Raw genomic sequence first — 24,159 nt, forward strand, 5'->3', positions numbered from 1 at the left:
GGTCAAAGGTAACCGCGAAATTTTGTACGATATCCGATGATGTAAACCTTTACACCATCTATGTAAAGGTTTACATACCGTGGAAAGCGGGTGGGACCGCAGGGAGGATTCTATGAGTTCGGAAGCCGTCGACGGTGCGGTGGTGCTGTCTGCGAGAGGGATTTCCAAGGCCTTCAACGGCGTGCAGGTGCTGTTCAGCGTCAACTTCGATCTGCGCGTTGGCGAGATTCATGCGCTGATGGGCGAGAACGGCGCCGGCAAGTCGACGCTCGTCAAGGTTCTCTCCGGTTTCGAGCAGCCGACCTCGGGCGAAATCCTGCTTGACGGCAAGCCGGTCAAGCTGCCGCCGAACGGCGCTGCCGAAGCGCTCGGCATCGTCATCATCCATCAGGAATTCAATCTTGCGGAACATCTGACCGTCACCGAGAGCCTGTTTCTCGGCCGCGAAGTCACGCGCTTCGGCGTGCTCGACCGCAAGCATATGCGTGCGGAGACGCGGCGTGTGCTCGATCTTCTCGGGTCGCATGTCGATGAGAATGCGCTGATCAGCACGCTCTCCATCGCCGACAAACAGATGGTGGAGATCGCCAAAGCCATCAGCCGCGATGCACGGATCGTCTTCATGGATGAGCCGACCGCCGTCCTGTCGCGCGAGGAGACCAATTTCCTGTTCAAGCAGGTACGCAAGCTGCGCGATCAGGGAACGAGCTTCGTCTTCGTTTCCCACAAGCTCGATGAAGTCATGGAGCTGACGGATCGGGTGACCGTGTTGCGCGACGGCCAATGGGTCAAGACATCGCCGACTTCGCTGCTCGACGGCGAATCGATCGCCCAGTTGATGGTCGGGCGCGAGCTTTCCAGCCTCTATCCGGCGAAGAACGAGCCCGATGTCGACGAGAAGGTCGTGCTCAGTGTCAGCTCGCTTTCGACCGGTTACGTCCGGGATGCGAGCTTCGAGCTGCGCAAGGGCGAGATATTGGGTTTTTCCGGCATGATCGGCTCGGGTCGGACCGAGCTGATGGAGGCGATCGTCGGGCTGCGGTCGCGCATTGCCGGCGAAGTCGTCGCCAATGGTCAGACGGTGCCTCAGCATGATGTGCATGCGGCCATCGATGCCGGCCTTGCCTATATGACCAAGGACCGCAAGTCCAAGGGGTTGCTTCTGAACTCGGGCATGGCCGTCAACCTGACCCTCCAGTCGCTCGATCGGCACGGCAAGTTCGGCTATCTGAGCGCCTCCAGCGAGGCCAATGCGTTGACGCGGGCGCGCCGCCGGTTCGACATCCGCGTGCGGGACGGCAATATCGTCGCCGGCCGCATGTCCGGCGGCAATCAGCAGAAGCTACTTCTGGCAAAGGTCATGGAGACCGAGCCGCAAATCATCATCATCGATGAGCCGACGCGCGGTATCGATGTCGGCACGAAGCAGCAGATCTATCATTTCATTTCGGCACTGGCGCGTGACGGCCATTCCATCATTGTGGTGTCTTCGGAAATGCCCGAGGTCATCGGGCTGTGCACGCGGATTGCCGTGATGCGCGAAGGCCGGATCGTCGGCGTGCTCGAGGGCGACGAGATCTCCGAACAGGAAATCATGCGTTATGCAGCGGGCCTGAAGAAAAAGACCGCCGCCTGAACGGGTGGCACAGAGCAGGGCGAATTCCCAGCAATCGTGGGACGGGAGGTTGGTTTTGGTTATGAGCGTGGGCGAAGACAGCAGCGGAAAGACAGGTCGGCGGGGACGTTCCTGGCGGGATATCGATCTGCGGGCCGTTGCGCCGTTTGCGGCGCTGGTGCTGCTTCTGATCGTGGGCGCGTTGGTCAATCCGAACTTCATCGGCATCACCAATCTCACAAACGTTGCGACGAGATGCGCGTTCATCGCCATCATCGCCGTCGGAGCTACCTTCGTCATCTCGGCGGGCGATCTCGATCTGTCTGTCGGCGCCATGGTGGCTTTCGTCGCCAGCCTGATGATCCTGTTGATGAACTCCGGCGTCATCGCCGATCCAGTGCTGATGTTGGCGGCGGCGGTGTTTTTCTCGATCGTTGCCGGCGTTCTGTGCGGCTTGGCCAATGGTTTGATCACGACCATGGGCAAGATCGAGCCCTTCATCGCCACTCTGGGCACGATGGGTGTCTACCGCGGCTTGACGACCTGGTTATCGCAAGGCGGCGCGATCACCCTGCGCTCCGCAGAGGTGCAGGCGCTCTACAAGCCCGCCTACTACGGCTCGGTACTCGGTGTGCCGGTGCCTATCGTGGTCATCCTCGTGATAACCTGCGTCGCGGCCTTCATTCTCTATCGTACCCGTTACGGACGGCATGTCATCGCCGTCGGCTCCAATCGTGACGTCGCGCGCTATTCGGGCGTGGCCGTCAATCGCGTGCGCACCGTCGCCTTCATTATCCAGGGATTTTGCGTTGCCATTGCCGTCCTTCTGTATGTGCCGCGGCTTGGGTCCACATCGGCCCAGACGGGTATTCTCTGGGAGCTTCAGGCAATCACTGCCGTCGTTGTCGGTGGCACGGCTCTCAAGGGTGGCGCGGGCAGGGTATGGGGCACGATCTGTGGTGCCTTCATCCTGGAGCTTGTCGGCAACATCATGCTGCTTTCCAACTTCATCAGCGAGTATCTGCTCAGTGCCATCCAGGGCGCGATCATCATCATCGCCATGCTGGTGCAGCGTTCGCTCGCTCGCAAATAGCCAATAACCGGGTCAGGGGGCGCCCGGTCATCAGGACAAGGCCCTGTTTCCAAGTGGGAGGATAAAATGCGCAAAAGACTATTGGGCTTGGCAGTGGCGATGGCGGCTCTGGCCGGCACGGTACATGCCGAAGACAAGAAAGTGACCATCGGCGTTTCCATTCCGGCCGCAGACCATGGTTGGACCTCGGGCGTGGTGTTCCATGCCGAGCGCGTCGCCAAGCAGCTGATGGCCCAGCATCCCGGCCTGAACGTCATCGTCAAGACCTCGCCCGATGCGGCAAGCCAGGCCAATGCCGTACAGGACCTCGAAACGCAAGGCATCGACGCTCTCGTGATCCTGCCGTCGGATCCGGATCCGCTGGTCAACGCCATCAAGGAAGTCAAGGATAAGGGCAAGTTCGTGACGCTGGTCGACCGTGCGCCGAGCAGCAACGACAACTCCGTCCGTGACCTCTATGTTGCCGGCAACAATCCGGCGCTCGGCCAGACGGCCGGCGAATACATCAAGAAGACGACGCCGGATGCACAGGTCGTCATCATCCGCGGTCTGCCGATCCCGATCGACCAGCAGCGCCAGGATGGCTTCGACAAGGGCATTGCGGGTTCGAATGTGAAGGTTCTCGATCGCCAGTACGGCAACTGGAACCGCGACGATGCCTTCAAGGTCATGCAGGACTACCTGACCAAGTTCCCGAAGATCGATGTCGTCTGGTGCCAGGATGACGACATGGCCGTCGGCGTGCTGCAGGCGATCGATCAGGCCAAGCGCACCGACATCAAGTATATCGTTGCCGGCGCCGGCTCGAAGGACATGATCAAGAAGGTCATGGATGGCGACAAGCTGATCCCGGTCGACGTGCTCTACCCGCCGGCAATGGTCGGCACCGCGATGGAATTGACCGCCGCCAATTTCTACAATCAGGTTCCGGTTCGCGGCAACTACATCCTCGATGCGACGCTCGTGACGAAGGATAATGCCAAGGACTTCTACTTCGCCGATTCACCGTTCTGATCGGTTAGGTTGAACAGATGCGCCCGCCGGCTTCGGCGGGCGTTTTTTATGGGTGCGCCGCCTTGTTTCTCTGCCGGCGAGAATTTTTGCGGCACGTACCTCTTGCCGCCGGCGGCAGGCCGTGATTAGGTCACCAGGCATTCGACTTTCATCCTGACGGCCCTATAGTTTTTTGAGGTCATGGTATCCCATACCGCCTCGAATACAGGTCGGTATGGCATCGGAAACGTTTACAGAACGCGACTAGGGAGGAATTAGCTATGAAGACGATCAAGGGCCCCGGCCTGTTTCTCGGACAATTCGCAGGCGATACCGCGCCATTCAATTCGTGGGATTCGATCACGAAATGGGCTGCCGATGCCGGCTATGTCGGCGTGCAGGTTCCGACCTGGGCAAGCCAGCTCATCGACCTGAAGAAGGCGGCATCCTCCAAGGATTATTGTGATGAGTTTGCCGGCATTGCCCGCTCGAACGGCGTCGAGGTAACGGAGCTTTCGACGCATCTGCAGGGCCAGCTCGTCGCTGTTCACCCTGCCTATGACGAAGCTTTCGATGGCTTTGCCGCTCCGGAAGTGCGCGGCAACCCCAAAGCACGGCAGGAATGGGCGGTCGAACAGGTCAAGATGGCGCTGACGGCTTCCAGGCATCTCGGCATCAAAGCGCATGCGACCTTCTCGGGCGCGCTTGCCTGGCCATTCATCTATCCCTGGCCGCAGCGTCCGGCCGGCCTCGTCGAAACCGCGTTTGAAGAGCTTGCCCGTCGTTGGACGCCGATCCTCAATCACGCCGATGAAAACGGCGTCGACGTCTGCTACGAAATCCATCCCGGCGAAGACCTGCATGACGGCATCACTTTCGAGATGTTCCTCGAGCGCGTGAAGAACCATCCGCGCGCCAACATGCTCTACGACCCCTCGCACTATGTCCTGCAGTGCCTCGACTATCTCGACAACATCGACATCTACAAAGACCGGATCAAGATGTTCCACGTCAAGGATGCGGAATTCAATCCGACCGGACGTCAAGGCGTTTACGGTGGCTATCAGGGCTGGGTCGAGCGTGCCGGTCGCTTCCGTTCGCTTGGCGACGGCCAGGTCGATTTCGGTGCCGTCTTCTCGAAGATGACTGCGAACAACTTTGACGGCTGGGCAGTGGTCGAATGGGAATGCGCGCTGAAGCATCCCGAGGATGGCGCGCGTGAAGGCGCCGATTTCGTCAAGGCACATATCATCCGCGTTACGGAAAAGGCCTTCGACGACTTTGCCGGCAGCGGTACCGACCAGGCGGCAAACCGCCGTATGCTGGGGCTGTCGTAATTTCTCTTCTCCTCCCAAGCCCGGGAGGATGCTGCCGGAGCCACCCTCGTCCTTCGAGGCTTCACTCCTTCGCAGAGCTCAGGAGCCTCCGCACCTCAGGACGAGGGGCGAGCAGGCTCTCGCGAAGCTCCACGAGAGCCATCTTCGGCATCGGCAGGTGGACGAGTGTGGTGCTGGCGCAGCAGATCAGCCTCACCCTGAGGCGGCCCGCAGGGCCCTCGAAGGGCGAGGCGGGTGGTTTGGACTAGGGCCACCAAGAATGTGAATTCAATTCTCAGGAGGACAGAATGGCAATCGAAGGATCATCGGAACAGACGCGGGAGCCGCGCATTCGGCTTGGCATGGTCGGCGGTGGTGCCGGCGCATTCATCGGCGCGGTACATCGCATCGCGGCACGCATTGACGACCAGTTCGATCTTATCGCGGGCGCGCTATCGTCTTCACCGGAGAAGGCTGCTGCTTCCGGTCGCGATCTCGGTCTCGATCCCTCGCGCACCTATTCCAGCTATCGCGACATGGCGATCCGGGAAGCCAAGTTGAAGAATGGCATCGAAGCCGTTTCGATCGTCACGCCGAACCATGTCCACTATGACGCTGCGAAGGAATTCCTCCGTCGCGGCATTCATGTCATCTGCGACAAGCCGCTGACCTCCAATCTCGCCGACGCCAAGAAGCTGAAGAAAGTGGCCGACGAGAGTGGTGCGCTCTTCATCCTCACACACAACTACACCGGCTATCCGATGGTCCGTCAGGCACGCGAGATGGTTGAGAATGGCGAGCTGGGCGATATCCGCATCGTACAGGTGGAATATCCGCAGGATTGGCTGACCGAGAATATCGAGCAGTCCGGCCAGAAGCAGGCGGCATGGCGCACCGACCCGGCTCAGTCCGGCGCTGGCGGGTCCACGGGTGATATCGGCACGCACGCCTATAATCTCGCTTCCTTCGTCACTGGCCTTGAGCTCGATAGCCTTGCCGCCGATCTCGACAGTTTCGTCGAGGGACGTCGTCTGGACGACAATGGCCATGTGCTGCTGCGCTTCAAGGCGAAGGGCAAGGAGAAGAAGCCGGCCAAGGGCATGCTCTGGTGCAGCCAGGTGGCGCCCGGCCACGAGAATGGCCTGAAGCTGCGCGTCTACGGCACCAAGGGCGGCATCGAGTGGACGCAGGCCGATCCGAACTATCTCTGGTACACGCCGTTCGGCGATCAGAAGCGGCTGATTACCCGCAACGGCGCCGGCTCCGGTGCTGCCGCGGCCCGTGTCTCGCGCATTCCATCAGGTCATCCCGAGGGCTATCTGGAAGCCTTCGCGACGATCTATACCGAGGCCGCGCGCGCCATCAACGCCCGCAAGAGGGGCGTGGCGGTCGATCCTGCCGTGGTCTATCCGACCGTCGACGATGGCGTGAAGGGCGTGGCTTTCGTCGAGGCTTGCGTCGCTTCCTCGAAGCGCAATGGTGCCTGGGTGAAGCTTTGAGCTAAAGGTTGGATTCGAGGCGGTGAAGCCGCCTCGAATCTCCTCGTTCAAGCGACGGCTGTCCGTTTGCGCTTCAGCAGTGCATCGAGGCTCAGTGGGCCGCCGCCGGCGCCTACGAGAAACAGGAAGATGAAGCAGAAGAGGATGGCGGCGACGCCGCCGTTCTGCGCGGGGTAAAAGCTTTTCGGCGCGTGGGCCATGAAATAAGCGAAAGCCATCAGGCCCGAGAGCACGAAGGAGGCAACCCGCGTCTGGAAGCCGATCAACACGAGGAAGCCCAGGGTAAGCTCAAGCAGGCCGGCGACCCAGGACAGTGATCCGACTGCCGGAACAGATTCTGCGGCCGGGAAGTGCAGGATCTTCTGCGTTCCATAGCTGAACAGCACGAGCGATGCGACGATGCGCAGGAGGCTCAGCAGATGGGGTTGAAAAGCGTGGAGCGCAGGGAGCATTTGTATCCTTTCATTGTCAAGTTTGCCTGCTACCCTCAATTGATCCACGCCAAAAAGACAAGTCACGACTGTTGACATTGGTGTTATCGGCTTGGCCGTGGACATCATCGTCATAAGCCAAGTGATCCGGAGAGCCGTTAGCCGGCTCTATTTGAGAGCCCCTGCAACGTTACAGTTTCCAAATGCCGGTACTGTACTTTGCCACGCAGGTTGGCTAAACCGCAGCCAGCGAAGCCACAACAGACGGGATTTTCACCATGATCGATCCGAAGCTTCTTGCCGATCGCTTCCCCGGCGATTTCACATTCGGCGTTGCCACCGCCGCGTTCCAGATCGAAGGCGCCACCAAGGCCGACGGGCGCAAGCCCTCCATTTGGGACGCTTTCGCCAACATGCCCGGTCGCGTCTATCAGCGTAACAATGGTGACGTCGCCTGCGATCACTACAATCGGCTGGAACAGGATCTCGATCTGATCAAGGACATGGGCGTCGAAGCTTATCGCTTCTCGATCGCCTGGCCGCGCATCATTCCCGACGGCACCGGCCCGGTAAACGAAGCCGGCCTCGATTTCTACGATCGCCTCGTCGACGGCTGCAAGGCACGCGGCATCAAGACCTTCGCGACCCTCTACCATTGGGATCTGCCGCTGACGCTGGCCGGTGACGGCGGCTGGACGGCACGGTCGACGGCGCATGCCTTCCAGCGCTATGCCAAGACGGTCATGAGCCGCCTCGGCGACCGTTTGGATTCTGTCGCGACCTTCAATGAGCCCTGGTGCATCGTCTGGCTGAGCCATCTCTATGGCGTCCATGCGCCGGGCGAGCGCAACATGCAGGCAGCCCTCTATGCCATGCACTATATGAACCTCGCGCATGGTCTTGGCGTCGAAGCGATCCGCTCGGTCGCCCCCAAGGTGCCGGTCGGCATCGTGCTGAATGCCGCCTCCATCCTGCCGGGCTCGAATAGCCCCGAAGATCTTGCTGCAGTCGAGCGCGCGCATCAGTTCCACAATGGTGCCTTCTTCGATCCGATCTTCAAAGGCGAGTATCCGAAGGAGTTCGTTGAGGCGCTTGGCGACCGCATGCCTGTCGTCGAGGATGGCGATCTCAAGATCATCAATCAAAAGCTCGATTGGTGGGGTCTGAACTACTATATGCCGATGCGCGTCCTCGATGACGCCTCCAAGAGCGGCGATTTCCCCTGGACGAAGGATGCGCCGCCGGTCAGCGACGTCAAGACGGATATCGGCTGGGAGGTGTACTCGCCTGGCCTGAAGCACGTCGTCGAGGATCTCAACAAGCGCTACGAACTGCCGGAGTGCTACATCACCGAAAACGGCGCCTGCTACAATATGGGCATCGTCAACGGGGAGGTGGATGACCAGCCGCGCCTCGACTATTACATTGAGCATCTCGGTGTGGTGGCCGACCTCATCAAGGACGGCTATCCGATGCGCGGCTACTTCGCCTGGAGCCTGATGGACAATTTCGAATGGGCCGAAGGATACCGCATGCGTTTCGGCCTCGTGCATGTCGACTACGAAACGCAGGTCCGCACGATCAAGAAAAGCGGCAAATGGTATCGGGAGCTTGCGGGCCACTTCCCGAAGGGCAACCACAAGGCGGATTAATCGATCCGGCTGGGCGTCGCCCGAATCGATGGAGCCTGCTAGGTTCCATCGATGACCTCGCGCCCGCTCTTCCTCTATGCGCTTTGTGGCAGCCAGCGGCAGGCTTCGACCAGCCGCCGGCTGCTGGAAGCCATGCGGCTTGCTTGCCCTGACAATATCGCCATCGAGATCTGCGATCTGATCGGCGCGTTGCCGATCTTCAATCCGGATCATGAAGGCGGGAAAACGCCGCCCATCGTGGAAAAGTTTGCCGCGAGAATACGAGAGGCGGATGGCCTGATCGTGTCCTGCCCGGAATATGCACACGGCATACCGGGAGGCTTCAAGAACGCGCTCGACTGGCTGGTGTCGCGGGACGAGGTGCCGTTCAAGCCGCTGATGTTCGCGCATGCATCGCATCGCGGCGATCTCGTTCTGGAGCAGCTCACGGAGGTGCTGAGAACCATGTCGCTGCGCATCGTATCCGAGGCCTTTTTGCGTTTGCCGATTGCCGGCAAAGGCGACGAAGCGCAGGCGGAAGCTCTTGTGCAGGCACGGAATAATGGTTTGTTGCTCACCAGCCTCAGCCGTTTCGCGGCCGCGATTTCCACAGAAGGGTGAATTCTTCCCAGATCGGCAAAGATACAACTCTTTCCTGTAGGAATCCGGAACTCGCCTTAACCGTTTATTGAAGTCCTGACGGCACACTTTCGCACCAAGGAGAAAAGGCCTTGGGAGCAGTTTTCGAGTCATTGCGGCAGGGCACGCATATCGGTCGTCATTCCATTGTGACGGCCGTTTTGATTTCTTTCGCAGTGGTCGTTGCCGTGGTGACCCTGATGGTACTCAGCGCGATCGGCCGGGTCGCGGATTACTCCAACAAGCTGGATGACGAACGCTCCTGGGAGACGACCGTCGGCGCGCTCAAGACTTTTCAGGGGCAGCTCGAGGCGACGCTGCACGATCATTCCGCACGCAACGACGCAGCGAAGAGTGTCTACGGCAAGGACGACCAAGGCTGGGTCGCCGGCAATTACGGTGACATCTCCTCGAACGGTGCACTGTTCGATATGGCGATCATCGTCGATGACGAGAACAAGCCGATCGTCGCTTTCCACGACGGCGAGCCGATGACTGAGAATGTCGAGGATGCGCTCGGAACCGCGGTTTGGGCTCTGGTCGACCAGGCAAGACGCACGCTCGTGACCGGGGTTCCCGAGGCGAGCGGCTATATCATGACCAACAAGGGGATCGCAGCTGTCGGCGTTGCGACCATTCGAGAGAGATCCGGCCGCATTCCGGTGCCCGAGGGCCAGCGGCGCTATCTGATCCTCGTGCGCTATTTCGATGCCGCTCGGATCAAGATGCTCTCGAATATCTATGTCATCAGCGGTTTGAAGCTGGTGCCGGCGGAGACCGTGGCGCGGTACGCCGTTTCCATCGTCGATCCGCTAGGCAAGCCGCTGGGCCGATTGGTCTGGAACTCGCGCGAACCGGGAGATCAGAGCTATCAGCAGGTACGCCCGCTGGTGCTTGGCGCACTCGGCCTGGTAGGGCTGTTCTTCGTCGTCCTGCTGATCCTGGGGTGGCTTGCCGGGCGCCGGCTTCGCGCCGAAGAAGTGCAGGCCCGCCAGGGCTCGCTGCGTGATCGCCTGAGCGGTCTCCTCAATCGCGAGGGATTGCGCCTCGATGTGGATCGGTTGGTGGAGCGGGCACGCACAGACCGCAGCAATGTTCTGCTTCTCTATCTCGATCTCGATGGTTTCAAGGAAATCAATGACGCATACGGGCACGGTACTGGCGACCAGCTCATTCGCGCCGTGGCGGCGGGCCTGAGCGTGCTCGTGCCGCCGCAGGCGTCGCTCGCCCGGCTTGGAGGCGATGAATTCGCCATCGTTTTCCCGACCAAGGAACTCAACGATGCTCCGGCCCTGCGGTTGGCCGAACAGGTTCTCGATTTTCTCTCGGAGCCGCTGGAGATCGGACGGCGCGTGGTTGTCGTCGGCGCGAGTATCGGGATTGCAAGCTCCGCCGAAGGTCGCATCGACCGTGAGGAGCTGGTGCGCCGTGCTGATCTTGCCATGTACAAGGCCAAGGAGGCCGGCCGCGCCCGCATGACCTGCTACGAGACGGCCATGGATGCGCATCGCGAGGAGCGCAACGCACTGGAGCTCGATCTGCGGCGCGCGATCGAGACGGAGGAATTGACGCTCGTCTATCAGCCGCTGGTCGATGCTTCGAGCTGTGAAATGACCGGCGTCGAGGCGCTGGTGCGCTGGAACCGCCCGGGTCACGGCGCGATTTCGCCGGAAGTATTCATCCCCGTTGCCGAAACCAGCGGATTGATCGAGGCGCTCGGGTTGTTCGTCTTGCGCAAGGCGTGCGAAGCGGCCCAGCAATGGCCGGATCTGCGTGTCGCCGTCAACGTCTCGCCGGGGCAATTCCGCAACCCGGCCTTTGCCGACTACGTTCGCAGCGTGTTGAACACGACGGAAATCGAGGCGGGACGGGTAACGCTTGAGATCACCGAAGGCTACATCATCCAAAATCCGGAGCGGACCCGTCAGTCTATCGAGCGGCTGAAGGCGCTGGGCGTCAAAGTCGCGCTTGACGATTTCGGGTCGGGTTTTTCGTCCATCGGCTATCTCAGGCAGTTCGGCTTCGATCGCATCAAAGTCGACCGCTCGCTCACCATGAACGTGCTGGAGGACAGCCGTGCTCGCGAAATGCTGCGGGCAACCGTGGCGCTGGCTCGCTCGCTCGACATTCCGGTCACGGCCGAGGGGATCGAGATCGAGGAGCAGGGGCGGGCGCTGCAGGGCTTCGGCTGTGATGAACTACAGGGCTATTTCTATGGAAAGCCGATGCCGGCAGCCGAAATCACCAAGCGGTTTTCGATTCAGAAGGCTGCAGCGCTGGACGAGGAACGCGGCGCCGCCGCTTGAAGCGCGTCGCGATCGACGGAATTCGCGTCTCGCGCTTTAGGCTTTTGATTTGACTTATGTCGTTGTCGCAAAGCCGTGTCTCACTTTTTCGCGACACGCTCTGGCTTCTCAGCCGATATGCTGCTGGCCGCGCTTGCGGGCAAGTGCAATCTGGCGCTGCCTCTCACGGTAGCGTTCGCGGTCTTCCTCGTTGCGCTCATGGTAGCAATGGCTGCAGGACACGCCGGCCTCGTAGAAGGGTGATGTCACCTCTTCCGCCGTAATCGGGTTGCGGCAGGCGTGGCAGAGCTTGTGGTTGCCTTCCTTCAGGCCGTGCTCGACCGAGACGCGCTCGTCGAAGACGAAGCAGGCACCTTCCCAAAGGCTCTCTTCCGCCGGAACTTCCTCGAGATATTTCAGGATGCCGCCCTTGAGATGATACACCTCGTCGAAGCCCTGCTGCTTCATGAAGGCTGTTGCCTTCTCGCAGCGGATGCCGCCGGTGCAGTACATGGCGATCTTCGGCTTGTTGTGCAGGCCGGTATTGTCGCGCACCCATTCCGGAAACTCGCGGAAGGTCTTCGTCTTCGGGTCGACCGCGCCCTTGAAGATGCCGATGGCGGTTTCATAGTCGTTGCGCGTGTCGATGACGATGGTATCGGGGTCGGAGATCAGCGCATTCCAGTCCTTCGGCGCAACGTAGGTGCCGACGACCCGGGTGGGGTCGATATCTTCGACGCCCATGGTGACGATCTCTTTCTTGAACTTCACCTTCATGCGCACGAAGGGCATTTTCGAGGCGCGGCTCTCCTTGTGCTCCAGCCCGGCAAATTCCGGCTGCGCCCGCAAGAAGGAAAGCACGATGCCGATGGCCGCATCTGTTCCGGCGATGGTGCCGTTGATGCCCTCATGCGCGAGCAGCAGCGTGCCCTTGACGCCATTTGCCTCGCAGAGCGCGAACAGAGGCTCCTGCAAGCTTTCAAAGCGCGGGAAGGAAACGAAATGGTAGAGCGCCGCAACGAGGAATGCGCCGGTCGCGTCGCGCCGTGGATCTGAAAGAATGTCGGTCATGGCGGGGAAATACAATTTTGTGAGCTTTCAGGCAATCGGGATTCGCATGGAGGCCCTGCATTCCCGGGCCGATGCTTTCATTCGAGCGACCCCGCCGACCGTAGATGCAAGATAAAAGGCCGATCCGGCTGCCGTCGCCGCCGAAGCGGCTGCTTCAATCCGCCGCTTCCAGCCATAGGCGCTTGATGGTTTGCGCCTCGCGCTCGGGCTTGTCGGCAAAGACCCAATGGGCTCTGCTTAGCGCTTCCTCGCGGGCGATCTGCTGGCGGGAAACGATTGCTTCCAGCAGGCGGGCGCGATCGTCGCAGCCGTCGAAGAGCTGCGGTTCGCGGTTGGCGACATCGGAGAGGATCGACAGATCGAGATAACGTCCGAGCACATCGACGAGAGCTTTGGCTTCAAGCTGCTTGGCGTGCATGGCCGCCGGCCAGATGTCGCGCAGCAGCATGTGGTTCATCCAGCAATCCTGGCTGCGTTTGCGCAGGTCATGGAAGCTTTCCACATGGGCATCGTCGTCGCGGCATTGGTGAAAGGCGTCCATCGCCTTGCGGCCGTTCCTGCGCCAGCTTTTCTCAAGCAGGCGGGCCGTATCGCGCCTGCCGCATTCGAGGGAAATATCTTCCACGGCTTTGATGGCTTCGTTACAGGTGGAGATTGCCGCCTGCGCCTTGTCTTCAAGGTCGTTCTCCGCCTGGGACAACCGGTCGCGGCGAGTGGTCAGCACATCCGCGACCCGAGACAAGGCTTGCCGTTCTTCATCCAGAGTTGCCGTACCCTGAAGATAGCGAGTGACTTCGATCAACGCTGTTGCGTCGCGCACGCTGGAGAGAGTGCGCGCCATGTCTCGAAGCCGGCCATTTTCCTGCTGCTGGAATTCCCGGGCTACGGGGGCGATCAATCGATAGAGTGCGCGTACGCGCTTGACGCTCTTGCGCGCGGCATGCACCGCTTCATGCAAGCCTTGCGGACGATCCTGAAGAACGGCTATGGCTTTGCCGAGCTGATGCGCGGCGACCCTGTGCACCTCGCCATCGAGGCCCCGATCAGGCCGTATGCGATAGCTCATCGTACTCCCGTTCGAACTGGGTCGCGAGCGCTTGATTGGAGTAGCGGTAGTCGCCGGTCACTTCCCGGCCTATCCAGTCCGGCAGTTCCGGATTGTCGTTTTCGTCTTCCATTTCGACTTCGGCGATCACGAGGCCGCGATGGGCGCCGCGGAAGACATCGACTTCCCAGATGAAGCCCTTGAAGGGTACTTTGTGACGGGTCTTTTCGATGACGAGGCCGAGAGCCGTCCCCAGCAGTTCTTCCGCCTCGGGAATGGGGATCTCGTACTCGAATTCGTCACGCGTCATCTTCTTGCCGATCTTGATCGTCAAGGTTGCGACAGATTCGTTCGTCAGCCTGATCCGCACTGAACGATCTTCCATGGAGGCGATATATCCCTGTCGCAGAACAAGTCTCTCCGACACGAAATTCCGCCAATGATCGCCGCGCACCAGAAACTTTCGCTCGATCTCTTTTGCCATGCGTTTGACATGCTCCACCGGCACAGATCAGTCTAGACTATAGCAAGTCAGGACGGATTCCTACCCATCGTAGCGAGAGCAAGCTTTTGTCTCGACAAGCCCCTTTGGGGAGGTTATTCGAAAGCCGGATTTCAATCGTTTTAAAGGAGCGCACCGACCATGGGCGAGAAAACTGCGAAGCTTCTTTCCATTCTGAAACTGCAGCCGGTCGTTCCCGTGCTGATCGTCGAGGATGCGAAATCGGCCGTTCCCCTTGCGCGGGCCCTCGTTGCCGGCGGGTTGAAGGCGATCGAGATCACGCTGCGCACCGCCGGCGCGCTCGATGCCATTCGCGCCGTGGCCGAGGAAGTCGAAGGCGCTGAAGTCGGCGCCGGCACGATCCTGAATGTTGCCCAGTGGGACGCGGCCGTCGAAGCCGGTTCCAAGTTCATCGTCAGCCCCGGCACGACGCAGGAGCTTCTTGACGCTGCCCGCTCATCGCATGTTCCGCTCCTGCCGGGTGCCGCTACGGCTAGCGAAGTCATGGCTCTGCGGGAAGAGGGCTACACAGTACTGAAATTCTTTCCGGCCGAGCAGGCCGGCGGCGCTGCCTATCTCAAGGCGCTGTCTTCGCCGCTTGCCGGCACGATCTTCTGCCCGACGGGCGGCATTTCGCTGAAGAACGCCCACGACTACCTGTCGCTGCCGAACGTCGTCTGCATCGGCGGTTCCTGGGTCGCACCGAAGGAGCTGGTTGCGGCCGGCGACTGGGCCGGGATCACCAAGCTCGCGGCTGAGGCTGCCGCCCTCAAGGGCTAAACCCGCACATCCCGTTCATTGGACTTCGAAGGCGTGTCTGGGACCAGGCGCGCCTTTTTCTATCTCGCGGATTGGTATTTGCGGTTGCGCTTCCTATCTCCCTGTCACCATCAACAGGACGGAAGGAGCACCACATGATCGATGCCCGCAAGCTGCTGGACCAGTTTTTGGGATCACAAGTCCCTGGAATGCAGGGAAGCGTGAAGGACAAGGCGACCGCCGCCATCAATCTCGCAAGGGATAATCCCATGGCGACCAGCGCGATCGCCGGCGTGCTGCTCGGAACGAAGACCGGACGCCAGGTTGCCGGCAATGCGCTGGCGCTCGGCGGTCTTGCCGCCATCGCCGGGCTTGGCTATCAGGCCTACAAGAATTACCGGGATGGCAATCAGCCGCAGCCGGCGCCTCAATCCACTCCGCAGGCCGAGCCGCAATTCCTGCCGCCGCCTTCGGATTCCGGCTTCAGCACGGCACCGGCCATCGCCAGCAACGACTTCACGCTCTCATTGGTTCGCGCAATGATCGCGGCGGCCCGCGCCGACGGCCATATCGACGATACCGAACGCCAGCGCATTCTCGGCAAGGTGCAGGAATCGGGCGTGGGTTCCGAGGCGGAGTCCTTCTTTCAGCGCGAGCTCGCCAGTCCCGTCGATCTCGACGCCATCGTTGCCTCGGCGAAGACGGAGGAGCAGCGAGTGCAGGTCTATACCGCTTCGCGGCTGACGATCGAGCCCGATTCACGGGCCGAGCGCGGCTATCTTGATCTGTTGGCCGGCCGTCTCGGTCTGCCCGACGCGCTGGTCGATCACATCGAGGCGACGGTTGCAGGCGCCAAAGTCTGAGCCTGGGTGGTTGCGGCCGGTTGCCTTTCGTCGGCGGCTGGCCTAAGCCTTCGCCGGGACATTTCACGGCATGCTAGGAATCGGCGATTTGACGGACAAGAAAAGCGATACGCGCTCGGCAGCGATAGCGGCAGGGGTTATTTTGCTGGTCGCAACGGCCGTGCTCTATCTGATGCCGAATGTCATCGTCCGGCTTGGAACCATCTCGCCCTGGCTCGGCACCGGCTTCGGTGTGCTGGTCATTCTGGCCTTCTTCTTCGTGTTCTGGCTGAGGGCACGTTATCAGCGCCGCAGGGATCGGTAGTCGCTCTCAATTCTGCAGTGAAGCGCCGAGCAGAATGACGCCGGTGAAGACGACCAGCAGCGCGCCGAGTATCTCGATACTGTTGCCGACCCATGCCGAAAGCCTTGAGCCCTTGCCGGTGAAGCGCATGGCTGTGCCTTTCGCGAAAACCGCGATCATGGCGAGCAGCGAAACGGTCAGCGCCGTGCCGATCGACATGGCGAGCACCGACAGCAATCCGCCGAGATAAAGCCCGTTCAGCATCGAGAAGGTCATGACCAGCAGTGCGCCCGAGCAGGGCCGCAGGCCGACGGCTATAATCGCAGACCAGGCTTCGCGAACGCTGAACTTTTCGTTCGATAGCATCTTCGGATCCGGCAGATGGGCGTGGCCGCAGGCCTCGCAATAGGCGCCGTCGCCTGTCGCATGGGCCGGATCGTAGCATTGATAGCCTTCGGCAGCAGGCAAGGCGGTCGTACGACTGCGCGGAAAGCCTCTTGCCGAATCCGTGCCGGTTGCGGCCCCTTCGAAGAGCGACATGCTGATTGGCCCGACTGATGTCGCAAGCTCAATCTCCCGGCGTTGCGCCCGGCTCTGAAGCATCGCCCGCACTTTGCGGAACAGAAGCCAGCAGCCGAACAGAATGACCATGACGAAGCTGGCAAGCTCCATGGCGTTGGTGGCCATGGTCATGGTGATGCCGGAACCGCGCAGAACGAAATAAGCGGCGCCCACGACGAGAACGGCGACGAGGCCCTGGATGAGCGCAGAGACGAAGGAAATGCCGATGCCGCGCTTCAGCTCGATCTCATTGGCAACCATGTACGAGGAAATGACTGCCTTGCCGTGGCCGGGGCCGGCGGCATGGAAAATGCCATACGCAAAGGAAAGGCCGATCAGGGTCCAGAGCTGCCAGGGGTCCTGGCGCATGGCCTCGATCGATTTCGTAAGGGCGCGATAGAAGGCCTGCTGCTCGTAATTCACATAGAGAAAGATCGGAGCAAGCGGACCGCCTATCGGCTGGAAGCTCGGTTCGGCCGTGCCGATGCCAAGGGGGGAGCCTGCCGCATGCGCGAGACCGGCAACCGCCAGAAAGGCGAGCGCTGCAGCCGCGACCAGTTTCTCTCTTTTCGATATCAGCATTCGACGTCTATCCGCGTTGCGAAGAGTTTCGACATCGTCGTCCCCGTCGGATCGTTGAAGAAGGCATCCGTCAAGGTCGAGCGGTTTTCGGCGATAACTTCATCCGGGTTCGGGCGCACGACTTTCTGGGTGCAGCTTTTGAAGGCCGCGCCCTCGGTCACCAATTCCTTGTCGCTCGGAAAATCGATCGACGTATAGAGCGTTGGGTCGTAGATACCGAAGCTGAGCTTGTTGCCCTTTGCCAACGGCATCGGCTCCGCCGGCTTGACGGCGAAGAACATCAGAAGCTGGCCGTCGCGAAAGTCGACATTGATGATGTCCGGTTTCTCCACCTTGATCGATTTGCCGTTGAGCGTGAGGTTCGCATAGTAATCGTAGTCGGCGAGGGATTCCCGAACGGTCTTGCCAACTTCCTTCAGCTCGTCCGGATCAAGCTTCAGGTTGGTGTTCTTGTCGAAGTCCATCAGCACGGAGGACGAGAATACTTCATCGAAGCGCCAGACGTTGCGCAGTTCCTGCACATTGCCGTCCGGACCTGCCAGCACTTCAAGCCGCGCTTCCACGAAGATATGCGGATGCGCCGACACGATTGCCGGCGCAAACAGCAGTCCGCCGGCGAGGGCGACGACGTGGACAATCGTGGGTTTTCTCATGCGTCCGATGTGTTTCGCGAGCATTGATTCCTTTCGACTTCTGGTTAGGAAATGAGACGGAATTGGGACCGGTCGGCGGAACCGGTATCAAAACCAATTCAAGGCGATTCATTCAAGTATTTGATCTCGCGATACCTGCCGACAAGAAGAGGTTCATGTTGCGAAGAGCAGACAGGTTGATGAGCTAACCCGACGAGCGCGTAAGAATTGGGGGAACTCAAATCAAGCTTGTTTCATCAGGATCTGTCTTTGTCTGACGTCTCTCGGGTTTGGCGGACGCCGGGTTTTCGGCCCGCCGCTTTTGTAGAAAGCGGCGGACGGCAGGATCTATTTCCAGCGCGATCGCTTGGTCATAGGCCTCGCGCGCAGCCATCATTTCCCCTGCTCTCGTATGAAGTTCGGCTCGCGCCGCCCAATAGGGCTGGTACTCGATAAGCCGGCTGCCGGGGTCCAGCGCCGGCAGCGCCGCCAGTCCCGCGGCGGCGCCATGCGTCTGCGCCACGGCGATCGCGCGATTGATGGCCGCCACCGGCGAGCCGGTAATTGCGCAGAGACCGTCATAGAGGCGTTCGATCGCCACCCAATCAGTCTTGCCTGTTCGGCGTCGCGCGACATGGGCCGATTGGATTGCCGCTTCCAATTGATAGCGGTCGAAGGCGTTCAATGCACTGGCGTGAATAAGCAACCTCTCAGCTTCGTCGATCAACCCTTCGTCCCAAAGAGCAGGATCCTGATTGGCCAGCGGTACGAATTCGCCGGCCGAACTGCGCCGAGCCTCAAGCCGCGCATGTGAATAGAGCATCAGCGCAAGCAGGCCCAGCGCTTCAGCCTCCTCCGGCAAGAGCGCGACGATCAGCCGGCCGAGCCAAATCGCCTCCTCAGCCAGGTTACGCAGGCTGGCATCGACGCCGGCCGGGTCACTCCAGCCTTCCGTGTAGGCCGCATAGACCGCCTCCAGAACTGCGCCAAGGCGCCCGCGCATGTCCGCCTTGTCGGGCACGCGCAAGGGAATCTTGGCGCGTCGAATCCTGCTTTTGGCCCGCGCCAGGCGCTGGCCCATTGCCGCCGGTGAGATCAGGAAGGCAGAGCCGATTGTCTGTGCGTCAAACCCGAGGATCGTCTGCAGGATCAGCGGCGCTCTGATACCAGGCTCTATTGCCGGATGCGCGCAAGCGAACATCAAAGCAAGGCGCTCGTCGGGAATCTCCGGCGTTTGACTCGCGGTCGCCTCCAGCTCCTCCGCCATCAGCCGAAGATGTTCGGAGGCAGCGGCGCCGACCCGTCCGCGTCTGATGGCGTCGATCATCTTGCGCCGGGCAACGGCAAGTAGCCAAGCCTCCGGGTTATGCGGCGCGCCATTGACTGGCCAATCGGCCAGGGCGGAGGCAAAAGCCTCCGACAAGGCGTCTTCGGCGCCGGCCACATCGCGCGTTCGCGCCGCGAGAATGGCGACCAGCTTGCCATAGCTTCGGCGCGCAACCGCCTCGGCAGCCGTAATGGCCGGCTGGTCGTCTTCTCGCGACATGGCGTCAATAGACCATGAGAGGGCGAAGCTCCACGGTGTCGTGCTGAGCGCCCGGACAACGGGCTGCCCAGACGACGGCGCTGTCGAGATCGGCGGCCTCGATCAGATAATAGCCGCCCAGCTGTTCCTTGCTCTCGATATAGGGGCCGTTGAGAACCGAGGGCTTGCCATTCGGCGCACGCACCACGGTTGCCGTCGAGGAGTCCTGCAATCCGCTGCCCGCCAGGAATGCTCCGGCCTTTTTCAGCACTTCCGTGTAGGCGGCGTAAGCCGCAAACATCTCGGCCTTCTGCTCCTTCTTAGCATTCTTATGTTCGGCCTCGTTCCAATACACCAATAGCATATACTGCATGACTCGTTCCTTTCTCGAGTTACGCGGAGCCTTAGTGCCCGCTGCAGCAGTGACGTTTGAGCCGGCGCGATTTTGACAGGGCGCGGAGAGAAATTTCAAGCGAGACAGAGTTGAACGCATTACGTCCATTGACCATGCGGGACATGGGCAATCGGCCGGAAGCCTCGCTGGCTTTGACAGCCGGAGTGCTCAGCCGTTCTTGCGGAACCAGTTGTGCAGGTAGTCCACAAAGATGCGCACCTTTGCCGGGAGGTAGCGCCGATGCGGATAGACGGCATAAATGCCGCGGTCGGTCGGGAGATAGTCGTTGAACAGCGTCAGCAACTGGCCGCTTTCGATCGCCTTGCGTCCGATGAAATCCGGGACGACGGCAATGCCAAGGCCCGAAAGCGCTGCGCGCAGCGTTGCATGCGGGCTGTTGACCTCGAGCGAGCCGTTGATGGCAACGTTGAAGATGGTGCTGTCGGCATCGACGAAACGGATGCTGCCCTGCGAGCGCGTGTTGGTATCGATGATGAACGGCACGCGTGTCAGATCGGTCGGATGCTCCAGGGACGGATAGCGATCGAGGAACTCCTGCGTCGCGCAGAGATGGACGCGGAAGTCTGAAATCTTGCGGGCGATCATGCCGGAATCTTCGAGCTTGGTGATGCGCACGGCCACATCGAAGCCTTCCTCGATCAGATCGACAAAGCGGTCATCTGCCGCGATCTCCAATGCCAGATCCGGATTTTCCTTGGCAAAATCGATCAGCGACTGTCCGACTTCGGCATCGACGAATGTGCGCGGCACCGAAACGCGCAACCGCCCTTTAAGCTGCTGGTTATTCTCGCGCACGAGGTCGGCAAGATTGTCGATCTCCTTCAGGATGTCGGAAGCGGTGCGATAGTAGGTATGGCCTGCCTCGGTCATGGAAAACTGGCGGGTGGTGCGGTTGAGCAGCAGCGCGCCGAGTTCATCCTCGAGTTCACGGACATATTTCGAGAGCAACGCCTTGGAGCGTCCGGTCTTGCGAGCCGCCGCCGAAAACCCCTCTGCTTCCACCACGTCTATGAAGGCGCGAATCCGGGTCAAGGTATCCATGGCGAAGCTCCCCGTTAACTGTTTCCGGATGTTGAACAAAACGCGCTGATTTGTTCAATTATTTTTTTAGGGAGCAGGTGAAAAAATTTCTTGATTATGATCGCGAATGTTCCTATTTCCGGATCAGCCCAAAGTCGCACGTGCCCGTGGGTGTCCGCCGATCCTCGATGTGGTGAGAAAATCGGTAAGGTACCTGGAACTAACCCCTCCAGTCGCTATTTCGGCCAACCGAAAAATGCGAGGACATCTGAAGCAACGACGGTGCGGGCCTTTTTGTTCTCTCCCGGCTTTCCATCAGCCGGGGTTACTGAAGAGGCACACCTTCATTGCCGGAAGTGCGGTTGGGATATTCCCTCCAATCCATGGCAGACAAAGCGAATTAGCGCCGCTTGCGGCACTCGTTCAACATCCGCGCTTCGCGCATTTGCACGGTACCGGGGTCTCCACCGGCTGGTTCCTAAGCGAATGAGCGTCGCCCTTTGTCCTCTGGGTTTTCCCCGGAGCTTTTGGAATTGAAAGGGAATTGACATGACCACCCAGCGTATTCGCGACTTTCTCGCTACCCGACGTCCGGACGGTCCTTGCCTGGTGGTCGATCTCGACGTCGTCCGCGATAACTTCCGTGCCTTCCGTCATGCCATGCCGGACAGCGCCATCTATTATGCTGTCAAGGCCAACCCGGCTCCGGAAGTGCTGCGCCTGCTAGCAAGCCTCGGCTCCAGCTTCGATTGCGCGTCCGTCGCTGAAATCGAAATGGCGCTCGATGCCGGTGCGACCGCTGCCCGCATTTCTTTCGGCAACACCATCAAGAAGGAGCGCGATATCGCCCGTGCACACGCACTCGGTATCAACCTCTTCGCCGTCGACAGCCATGAGGAAGTCGAGAAGATTTCCCGTGCCGCTCCGGGCGCTCGCGTATTCTGCCGCGTTCTGACGGATGGCGAAGGCGCCGAATGGCCGCTGTCGCGCAAATTCGGCTGCGTCCCGCAGATGGCCGTCGACGTTCTCGTCTACGCTCACCAGCTGGGTCTGGAATCCTACGGCGTGTCTTTCCACGTCGGCTCGCAGATGACCAAGGTCGATGCATGGGACGATGCTCTTGCCGATGCCAAGCGCGTCTTCGTTTCGCTCGCCAAGCAGGGCATTCACCTGCAGATGGTCAACATGGGCGGCGGTTTCCCGACCAAGTACCTGCGCGACGTTCCGTCGGCCGAAGCCTATGGCAAGGCGATCTTTGCGTCTCTGCGCGCCCATTTCGGCAACCAGATCCCGCACACGATCATCGAGCCGGGCCGCGGCATGGTCGGCAATGCCGGCGTGATCAAGGCTGAAGTCGTCCTGATTTCGAAGAAGTCGGACAATGATGCCGCACGCTGGGTTTTCCTCGACATCGGCAAGTTCGGCGGTCTCGCCGAAACCATGGACGAGGCGATCCGCTACCCGATCCGCACGGAGCGCGACGGCGACGAGATGGAACCTTGCGTCATCGCCGGCCCGACCTGCGATTCGGCTGACGTGCTTTACGAAAAGAACCTCTATCCGCTGCCGGTGACGCTCACCATCGGTGATGAGGTCATGATCGAGGGCACCGGCGCCTATACCACGACCTACTCGGCCGTTGCCTTTAACGGTTTCGACCCGCTGAAGGCCTACATCATCTAAGGTCCCATAAGGATCCGAAGTGCGATAAAGCCGCCCCCGTAGCCAGTCGGGGCGGCACCCTCACAATAGATTGTCACCGCCGCTGATAACGGTATTGGGTACGGGAGGCCAAGATGGCCGCTGTTCTTGATTCTGTCCGCGCATTCTTTGCGCCCACAACATTCACACTCGACCTCGAAAACGCGGGCGATGTCGTCGCGCGCGAAAGCCTGCTCGACCGCGCCATGGGGCCAGACCGCCGCAAGAAGTCGTCGGAAAAGCTGCGTCAGGGCCGCGTACCGGCCGAAGGCCTGGCGCTGGTTGCGCGTGATCGCACCGGCCACGTTATCGGCACTGTCCGCCTCTGGAACGTCGAAGCCGGCGTCGATCGTGAGACTCGTCCGGTCGATGCGCTGCTGCTCGGCCCGCTGGCCGTCGATCCCGCCTATGAAGGCAAGGGCGTCGGCTCGGCGCTGATGCGCGCCGCCGTCATGGAAGCCAAGAAGCGCGAGCATGGCGCGATCCTTCTCGTCGGCGATGCGCCTTACTACGAGCGCTTCGGCTTTTTTGCCGCAAAGACCCGCCATCTGGTGATGCCAGGCCCGTTCCAGCGCGAGCGCTTTCTGGCTCTGGAGCTCAAGGAAGGCTGGCTCGACAGTGCAGCCGGTCTGATCGTCGCCAGCGGCCGCAAGCTGGCTCAGCCGCCGATCTCCAAGGCTGCCTGAAAGTTGTTTGCCTTCGCTGCGAACGGGTGAGGGCACTGCCATTTTGCGGAACTTCGCTTTGACGTCGCTAGGTGACGGGAAGATGGGGCGCTTTTCGTTGAACAGCGAAAGCGCTCCATCTTCCTGTTCTTTTGCGCGTTGCGGCCGGAAAACCGCTGCGCATTTTTTCCTGAAAATGCTCTAAATATTCTGATCCATCGTTTCGGCCGGGATCTCGTCGGCGCGATGGATGCGCACAACCAAAGCCGGTACGCCGGCGACGGTGCAATGCGCCGGAACCGGCTTCACCACGACGCTGCCGGCTGCGACCTTGCTGAAGGCGCCGACCTCGATATTGCCGAGAATTTTCGCACCGGCGCCGATCATCACGCCGTGGCGGATCTTCGGATGCCGGTCGCCGCTTTCCTTGCCGGTGCCGCCCAAGGTGACATTCTGCAGGATAGAGACCTCATCCTCGATGACGGCGGTTTCGCCAATCACGATGCCGGAGCCGTGATCGAGCATGATGGACGTGCCGATCTTTGCAGCCGGATGGATATCCGGCCCGAAGACGAGCGAGACGAGATTGGAAAGCCAAATGGCAATTTCCCTGCGGCCCTCCATCCATAGCGCATGGGCGATACGATGCGACTGCAGGGCATGAAAACCCTTCAGGTTCAAAAGTGCATGCAGATAGGTCGTGCAGGCCGGGTCGCGCGTGCGCACGGCAACGAGGTCGGCCTCGGTCGCCTGCAGGATTGCAGGATGCCGCGTCAGCACGTCGGACAGCAGCGAAAGCATGTCACCGTGCTCGATCCTGACGACGCAGAGCCGTGCCGCCAGCACGTTGGCAAGGTTTTCGGCATTGGAGCTGCTGGCAAGCAATTGCGCCTGCAGCAGCGGGGCGAGCGTCGGCTCGCGGGCCGCAAGCTCGGCGGCCTCGCAACGGATCACATCCCAGACGTCCTCGGCTGGGGCAGGGGTATTTCCGGCTAGCGCCGTTCCTGACTTGGGCATGATCCTGTCTTTCTGT

The 24,159-nt window shown here is 60.6% G+C and carries 23 protein-coding genes; 13 read left to right on the forward strand and 10 right to left on the reverse strand.

What is annotated here, in order from left to right; translation table 11 throughout:
• Positions 1-112: 112 nt before the first annotated feature.
• From ACIQJ2_RS21885 to ACIQJ2_RS21905, 5 genes are all read left to right on the forward strand, one after another.
• On the forward strand, positions 113-1,636 hold the full coding sequence (locus ACIQJ2_RS21885; protein WP_400672097.1) for a sugar ABC transporter ATP-binding protein: 1,524 nt from the start codon (positions 113-115) through the stop codon (positions 1,634-1,636).
• Between the two features lie 61 nt (positions 1,637-1,697).
• Positions 1,698-2,708 (forward strand): ABC transporter permease, encoded by a 1,011-nt coding sequence (locus ACIQJ2_RS21890; RefSeq protein WP_400672095.1) that lies wholly within the window; start codon positions 1,698-1,700, stop codon positions 2,706-2,708.
• Positions 2,709-2,774: 66 nt separating this feature from the next.
• Positions 2,775-3,722 carry a substrate-binding domain-containing protein gene (locus tag ACIQJ2_RS21895; RefSeq protein ID WP_400672092.1) on the forward strand — a complete coding sequence of 316 codons (948 nt, stop codon included), beginning with the start codon at positions 2,775-2,777 and terminating at the stop codon, positions 3,720-3,722.
• A 260-nt stretch (positions 3,723-3,982) separates the two neighbouring features.
• The gene (locus ACIQJ2_RS21900; RefSeq protein WP_400672090.1) at positions 3,983-5,038 is read left to right on the forward strand and encodes a sugar phosphate isomerase/epimerase family protein; all 1,056 of its coding nucleotides are present in this window, start codon (positions 3,983-3,985) and stop codon (positions 5,036-5,038) included.
• A 287-nt stretch (positions 5,039-5,325) separates the two neighbouring features.
• Complete coding sequence (locus tag ACIQJ2_RS21905; protein WP_400672087.1) at positions 5,326-6,516, forward strand: Gfo/Idh/MocA family protein; 1,191 nt, start codon at positions 5,326-5,328, stop codon at positions 6,514-6,516.
• A gap of 47 nt (positions 6,517-6,563) precedes the next feature.
• Here ACIQJ2_RS21905 and ACIQJ2_RS21910 read toward each other — a convergent pair whose 3' ends face one another.
• Complete coding sequence (locus tag ACIQJ2_RS21910; protein ID WP_400672084.1) at positions 6,564-6,968, reverse strand: DoxX family protein; 405 nt, start codon at positions 6,966-6,968, stop codon at positions 6,564-6,566.
• 257 nt (positions 6,969-7,225) lie between these two features.
• Here ACIQJ2_RS21910 and ACIQJ2_RS21915 point away from each other — a divergent pair, with 257 nt between their 5' ends.
• The 3 genes from ACIQJ2_RS21915 to ACIQJ2_RS21925 all read left to right on the forward strand — a co-directional run bounded on the left by ACIQJ2_RS21915 (position 7,226) and on the right by ACIQJ2_RS21925 (position 11,523).
• Positions 7,226-8,599: a GH1 family beta-glucosidase gene (locus ACIQJ2_RS21915; protein WP_400672082.1), complete on the forward strand. Its 1,374-nt coding sequence runs from the start codon at positions 7,226-7,228 to the stop codon at positions 8,597-8,599.
• Between the two features lie 51 nt (positions 8,600-8,650).
• Complete coding sequence (locus ACIQJ2_RS21920; RefSeq protein ID WP_400672080.1) at positions 8,651-9,199, forward strand: NADPH-dependent FMN reductase; 549 nt, start codon at positions 8,651-8,653, stop codon at positions 9,197-9,199.
• Positions 9,200-9,309: 110 nt separating this feature from the next.
• Positions 9,310-11,523: an EAL domain-containing protein gene (locus ACIQJ2_RS21925; protein WP_199144015.1), complete on the forward strand. Its 2,214-nt coding sequence runs from the start codon at positions 9,310-9,312 to the stop codon at positions 11,521-11,523.
• Positions 11,524-11,631: 108 nt separating this feature from the next.
• Here ACIQJ2_RS21925 and ACIQJ2_RS21930 read toward each other — a convergent pair whose 3' ends face one another.
• From ACIQJ2_RS21930 to ACIQJ2_RS21940, 3 genes are all read right to left on the reverse strand, one after another.
• The gene (locus ACIQJ2_RS21930; RefSeq protein ID WP_400672077.1) at positions 11,632-12,573 is read right to left on the reverse strand and encodes a rhodanese-related sulfurtransferase; all 942 of its coding nucleotides are present in this window, start codon (positions 12,571-12,573) and stop codon (positions 11,632-11,634) included.
• 154 nt (positions 12,574-12,727) lie between these two features.
• Positions 12,728-13,639 carry a CHAD domain-containing protein gene (locus ACIQJ2_RS21935; RefSeq protein ID WP_400672073.1) on the reverse strand — a complete coding sequence of 304 codons (912 nt, stop codon included), beginning with the start codon at positions 13,637-13,639 and terminating at the stop codon, positions 12,728-12,730.
• The gene (locus tag ACIQJ2_RS21940; RefSeq protein WP_199144021.1) at positions 13,617-14,102 is read right to left on the reverse strand and encodes a CYTH domain-containing protein; all 486 of its coding nucleotides are present in this window, start codon (positions 14,100-14,102) and stop codon (positions 13,617-13,619) included. The genes ACIQJ2_RS21935 and ACIQJ2_RS21940 overlap by 23 nt, the downstream gene beginning before the upstream one ends.
• A 159-nt stretch (positions 14,103-14,261) precedes the next feature.
• Here ACIQJ2_RS21940 and ACIQJ2_RS21945 point away from each other — a divergent pair, with 159 nt between their 5' ends.
• The 3 genes from ACIQJ2_RS21945 (at position 14,262) to ACIQJ2_RS21955 (ending at position 16,046) form a co-directional block, all read left to right on the forward strand.
• Positions 14,262-14,900, forward strand: coding sequence for a 2-dehydro-3-deoxy-phosphogluconate aldolase (locus tag ACIQJ2_RS21945; RefSeq protein WP_199095643.1), 639 nt, complete (start codon positions 14,262-14,264; stop codon positions 14,898-14,900).
• A gap of 134 nt (positions 14,901-15,034) precedes the next feature.
• The gene (locus tag ACIQJ2_RS21950) at positions 15,035-15,742 is read left to right on the forward strand and encodes a tellurite resistance TerB family protein (RefSeq protein ID WP_400672070.1); all 708 of its coding nucleotides are present in this window, start codon (positions 15,035-15,037) and stop codon (positions 15,740-15,742) included.
• Between the two features lie 88 nt (positions 15,743-15,830).
• Entirely contained in the window at positions 15,831-16,046 is a 216-nt protein-coding gene (locus tag ACIQJ2_RS21955) for a hypothetical protein (protein WP_199095641.1), read from the forward strand.
• A gap of 6 nt (positions 16,047-16,052) precedes the next feature.
• Here ACIQJ2_RS21955 and ACIQJ2_RS21960 read toward each other — a convergent pair whose 3' ends face one another.
• The 5 genes from ACIQJ2_RS21960 to ACIQJ2_RS21980 all read right to left on the reverse strand — a co-directional run bounded on the left by ACIQJ2_RS21960 (position 16,053) and on the right by ACIQJ2_RS21980 (position 20,781).
• Complete coding sequence (locus ACIQJ2_RS21960; RefSeq protein ID WP_400672066.1) at positions 16,053-17,168, reverse strand: nickel/cobalt transporter; 1,116 nt, start codon at positions 17,166-17,168, stop codon at positions 16,053-16,055.
• Positions 17,162-17,821, reverse strand: a complete 660-nt coding sequence (locus ACIQJ2_RS21965) for a DUF1007 family protein (protein WP_199144083.1) — start codon at positions 17,819-17,821, stop codon at positions 17,162-17,164. The genes ACIQJ2_RS21960 and ACIQJ2_RS21965 overlap by 7 nt, the downstream gene beginning before the upstream one ends.
• 217 nt (positions 17,822-18,038) lie before the next feature.
• Positions 18,039-19,346, reverse strand: coding sequence for an RNA polymerase sigma factor (locus ACIQJ2_RS21970; protein ID WP_400672062.1), 1,308 nt, complete (start codon positions 19,344-19,346; stop codon positions 18,039-18,041).
• Positions 19,347-19,350: 4 nt separating this feature from the next.
• Positions 19,351-19,698, reverse strand: a complete 348-nt coding sequence (locus tag ACIQJ2_RS21975) for a YciI family protein (protein WP_199144027.1) — start codon at positions 19,696-19,698, stop codon at positions 19,351-19,353.
• 189 nt (positions 19,699-19,887) lie between these two features.
• Entirely contained in the window at positions 19,888-20,781 is an 894-nt protein-coding gene (locus ACIQJ2_RS21980; protein ID WP_199144029.1) for a LysR family transcriptional regulator, read from the reverse strand.
• A gap of 528 nt (positions 20,782-21,309) precedes the next feature.
• Between ACIQJ2_RS21980 and odc2 the strand changes: the two genes are divergently transcribed.
• Together odc2 and ACIQJ2_RS21990 are read left to right on the forward strand one after the other, a co-directional pair.
• Positions 21,310-22,443, forward strand: a complete 1,134-nt coding sequence (odc2, locus tag ACIQJ2_RS21985) for an ornithine/lysine decarboxylase (RefSeq protein ID WP_400672060.1) — start codon at positions 21,310-21,312, stop codon at positions 22,441-22,443.
• A gap of 113 nt (positions 22,444-22,556) precedes the next feature.
• Positions 22,557-23,147 carry a GNAT family N-acetyltransferase gene (locus ACIQJ2_RS21990; RefSeq protein ID WP_199144032.1) on the forward strand — a complete coding sequence of 197 codons (591 nt, stop codon included), beginning with the start codon at positions 22,557-22,559 and terminating at the stop codon, positions 23,145-23,147.
• 180 nt (positions 23,148-23,327) lie between these two features.
• On the opposite strand, the gene cysE is transcribed toward ACIQJ2_RS21990, so the two are convergent.
• Positions 23,328-24,143 carry a serine O-acetyltransferase gene (cysE, locus tag ACIQJ2_RS21995; RefSeq protein ID WP_400672057.1) on the reverse strand — a complete coding sequence of 272 codons (816 nt, stop codon included), beginning with the start codon at positions 24,141-24,143 and terminating at the stop codon, positions 23,328-23,330.
• Positions 24,144-24,159: the final 16 nt, after the last annotated feature.

The organism is Rhizobium sp. NPDC092011 (genome assembly GCF_044756305.1).
Lineage (GTDB): Bacteria > Pseudomonadota > Alphaproteobacteria > Rhizobiales > Rhizobiaceae > Rhizobium.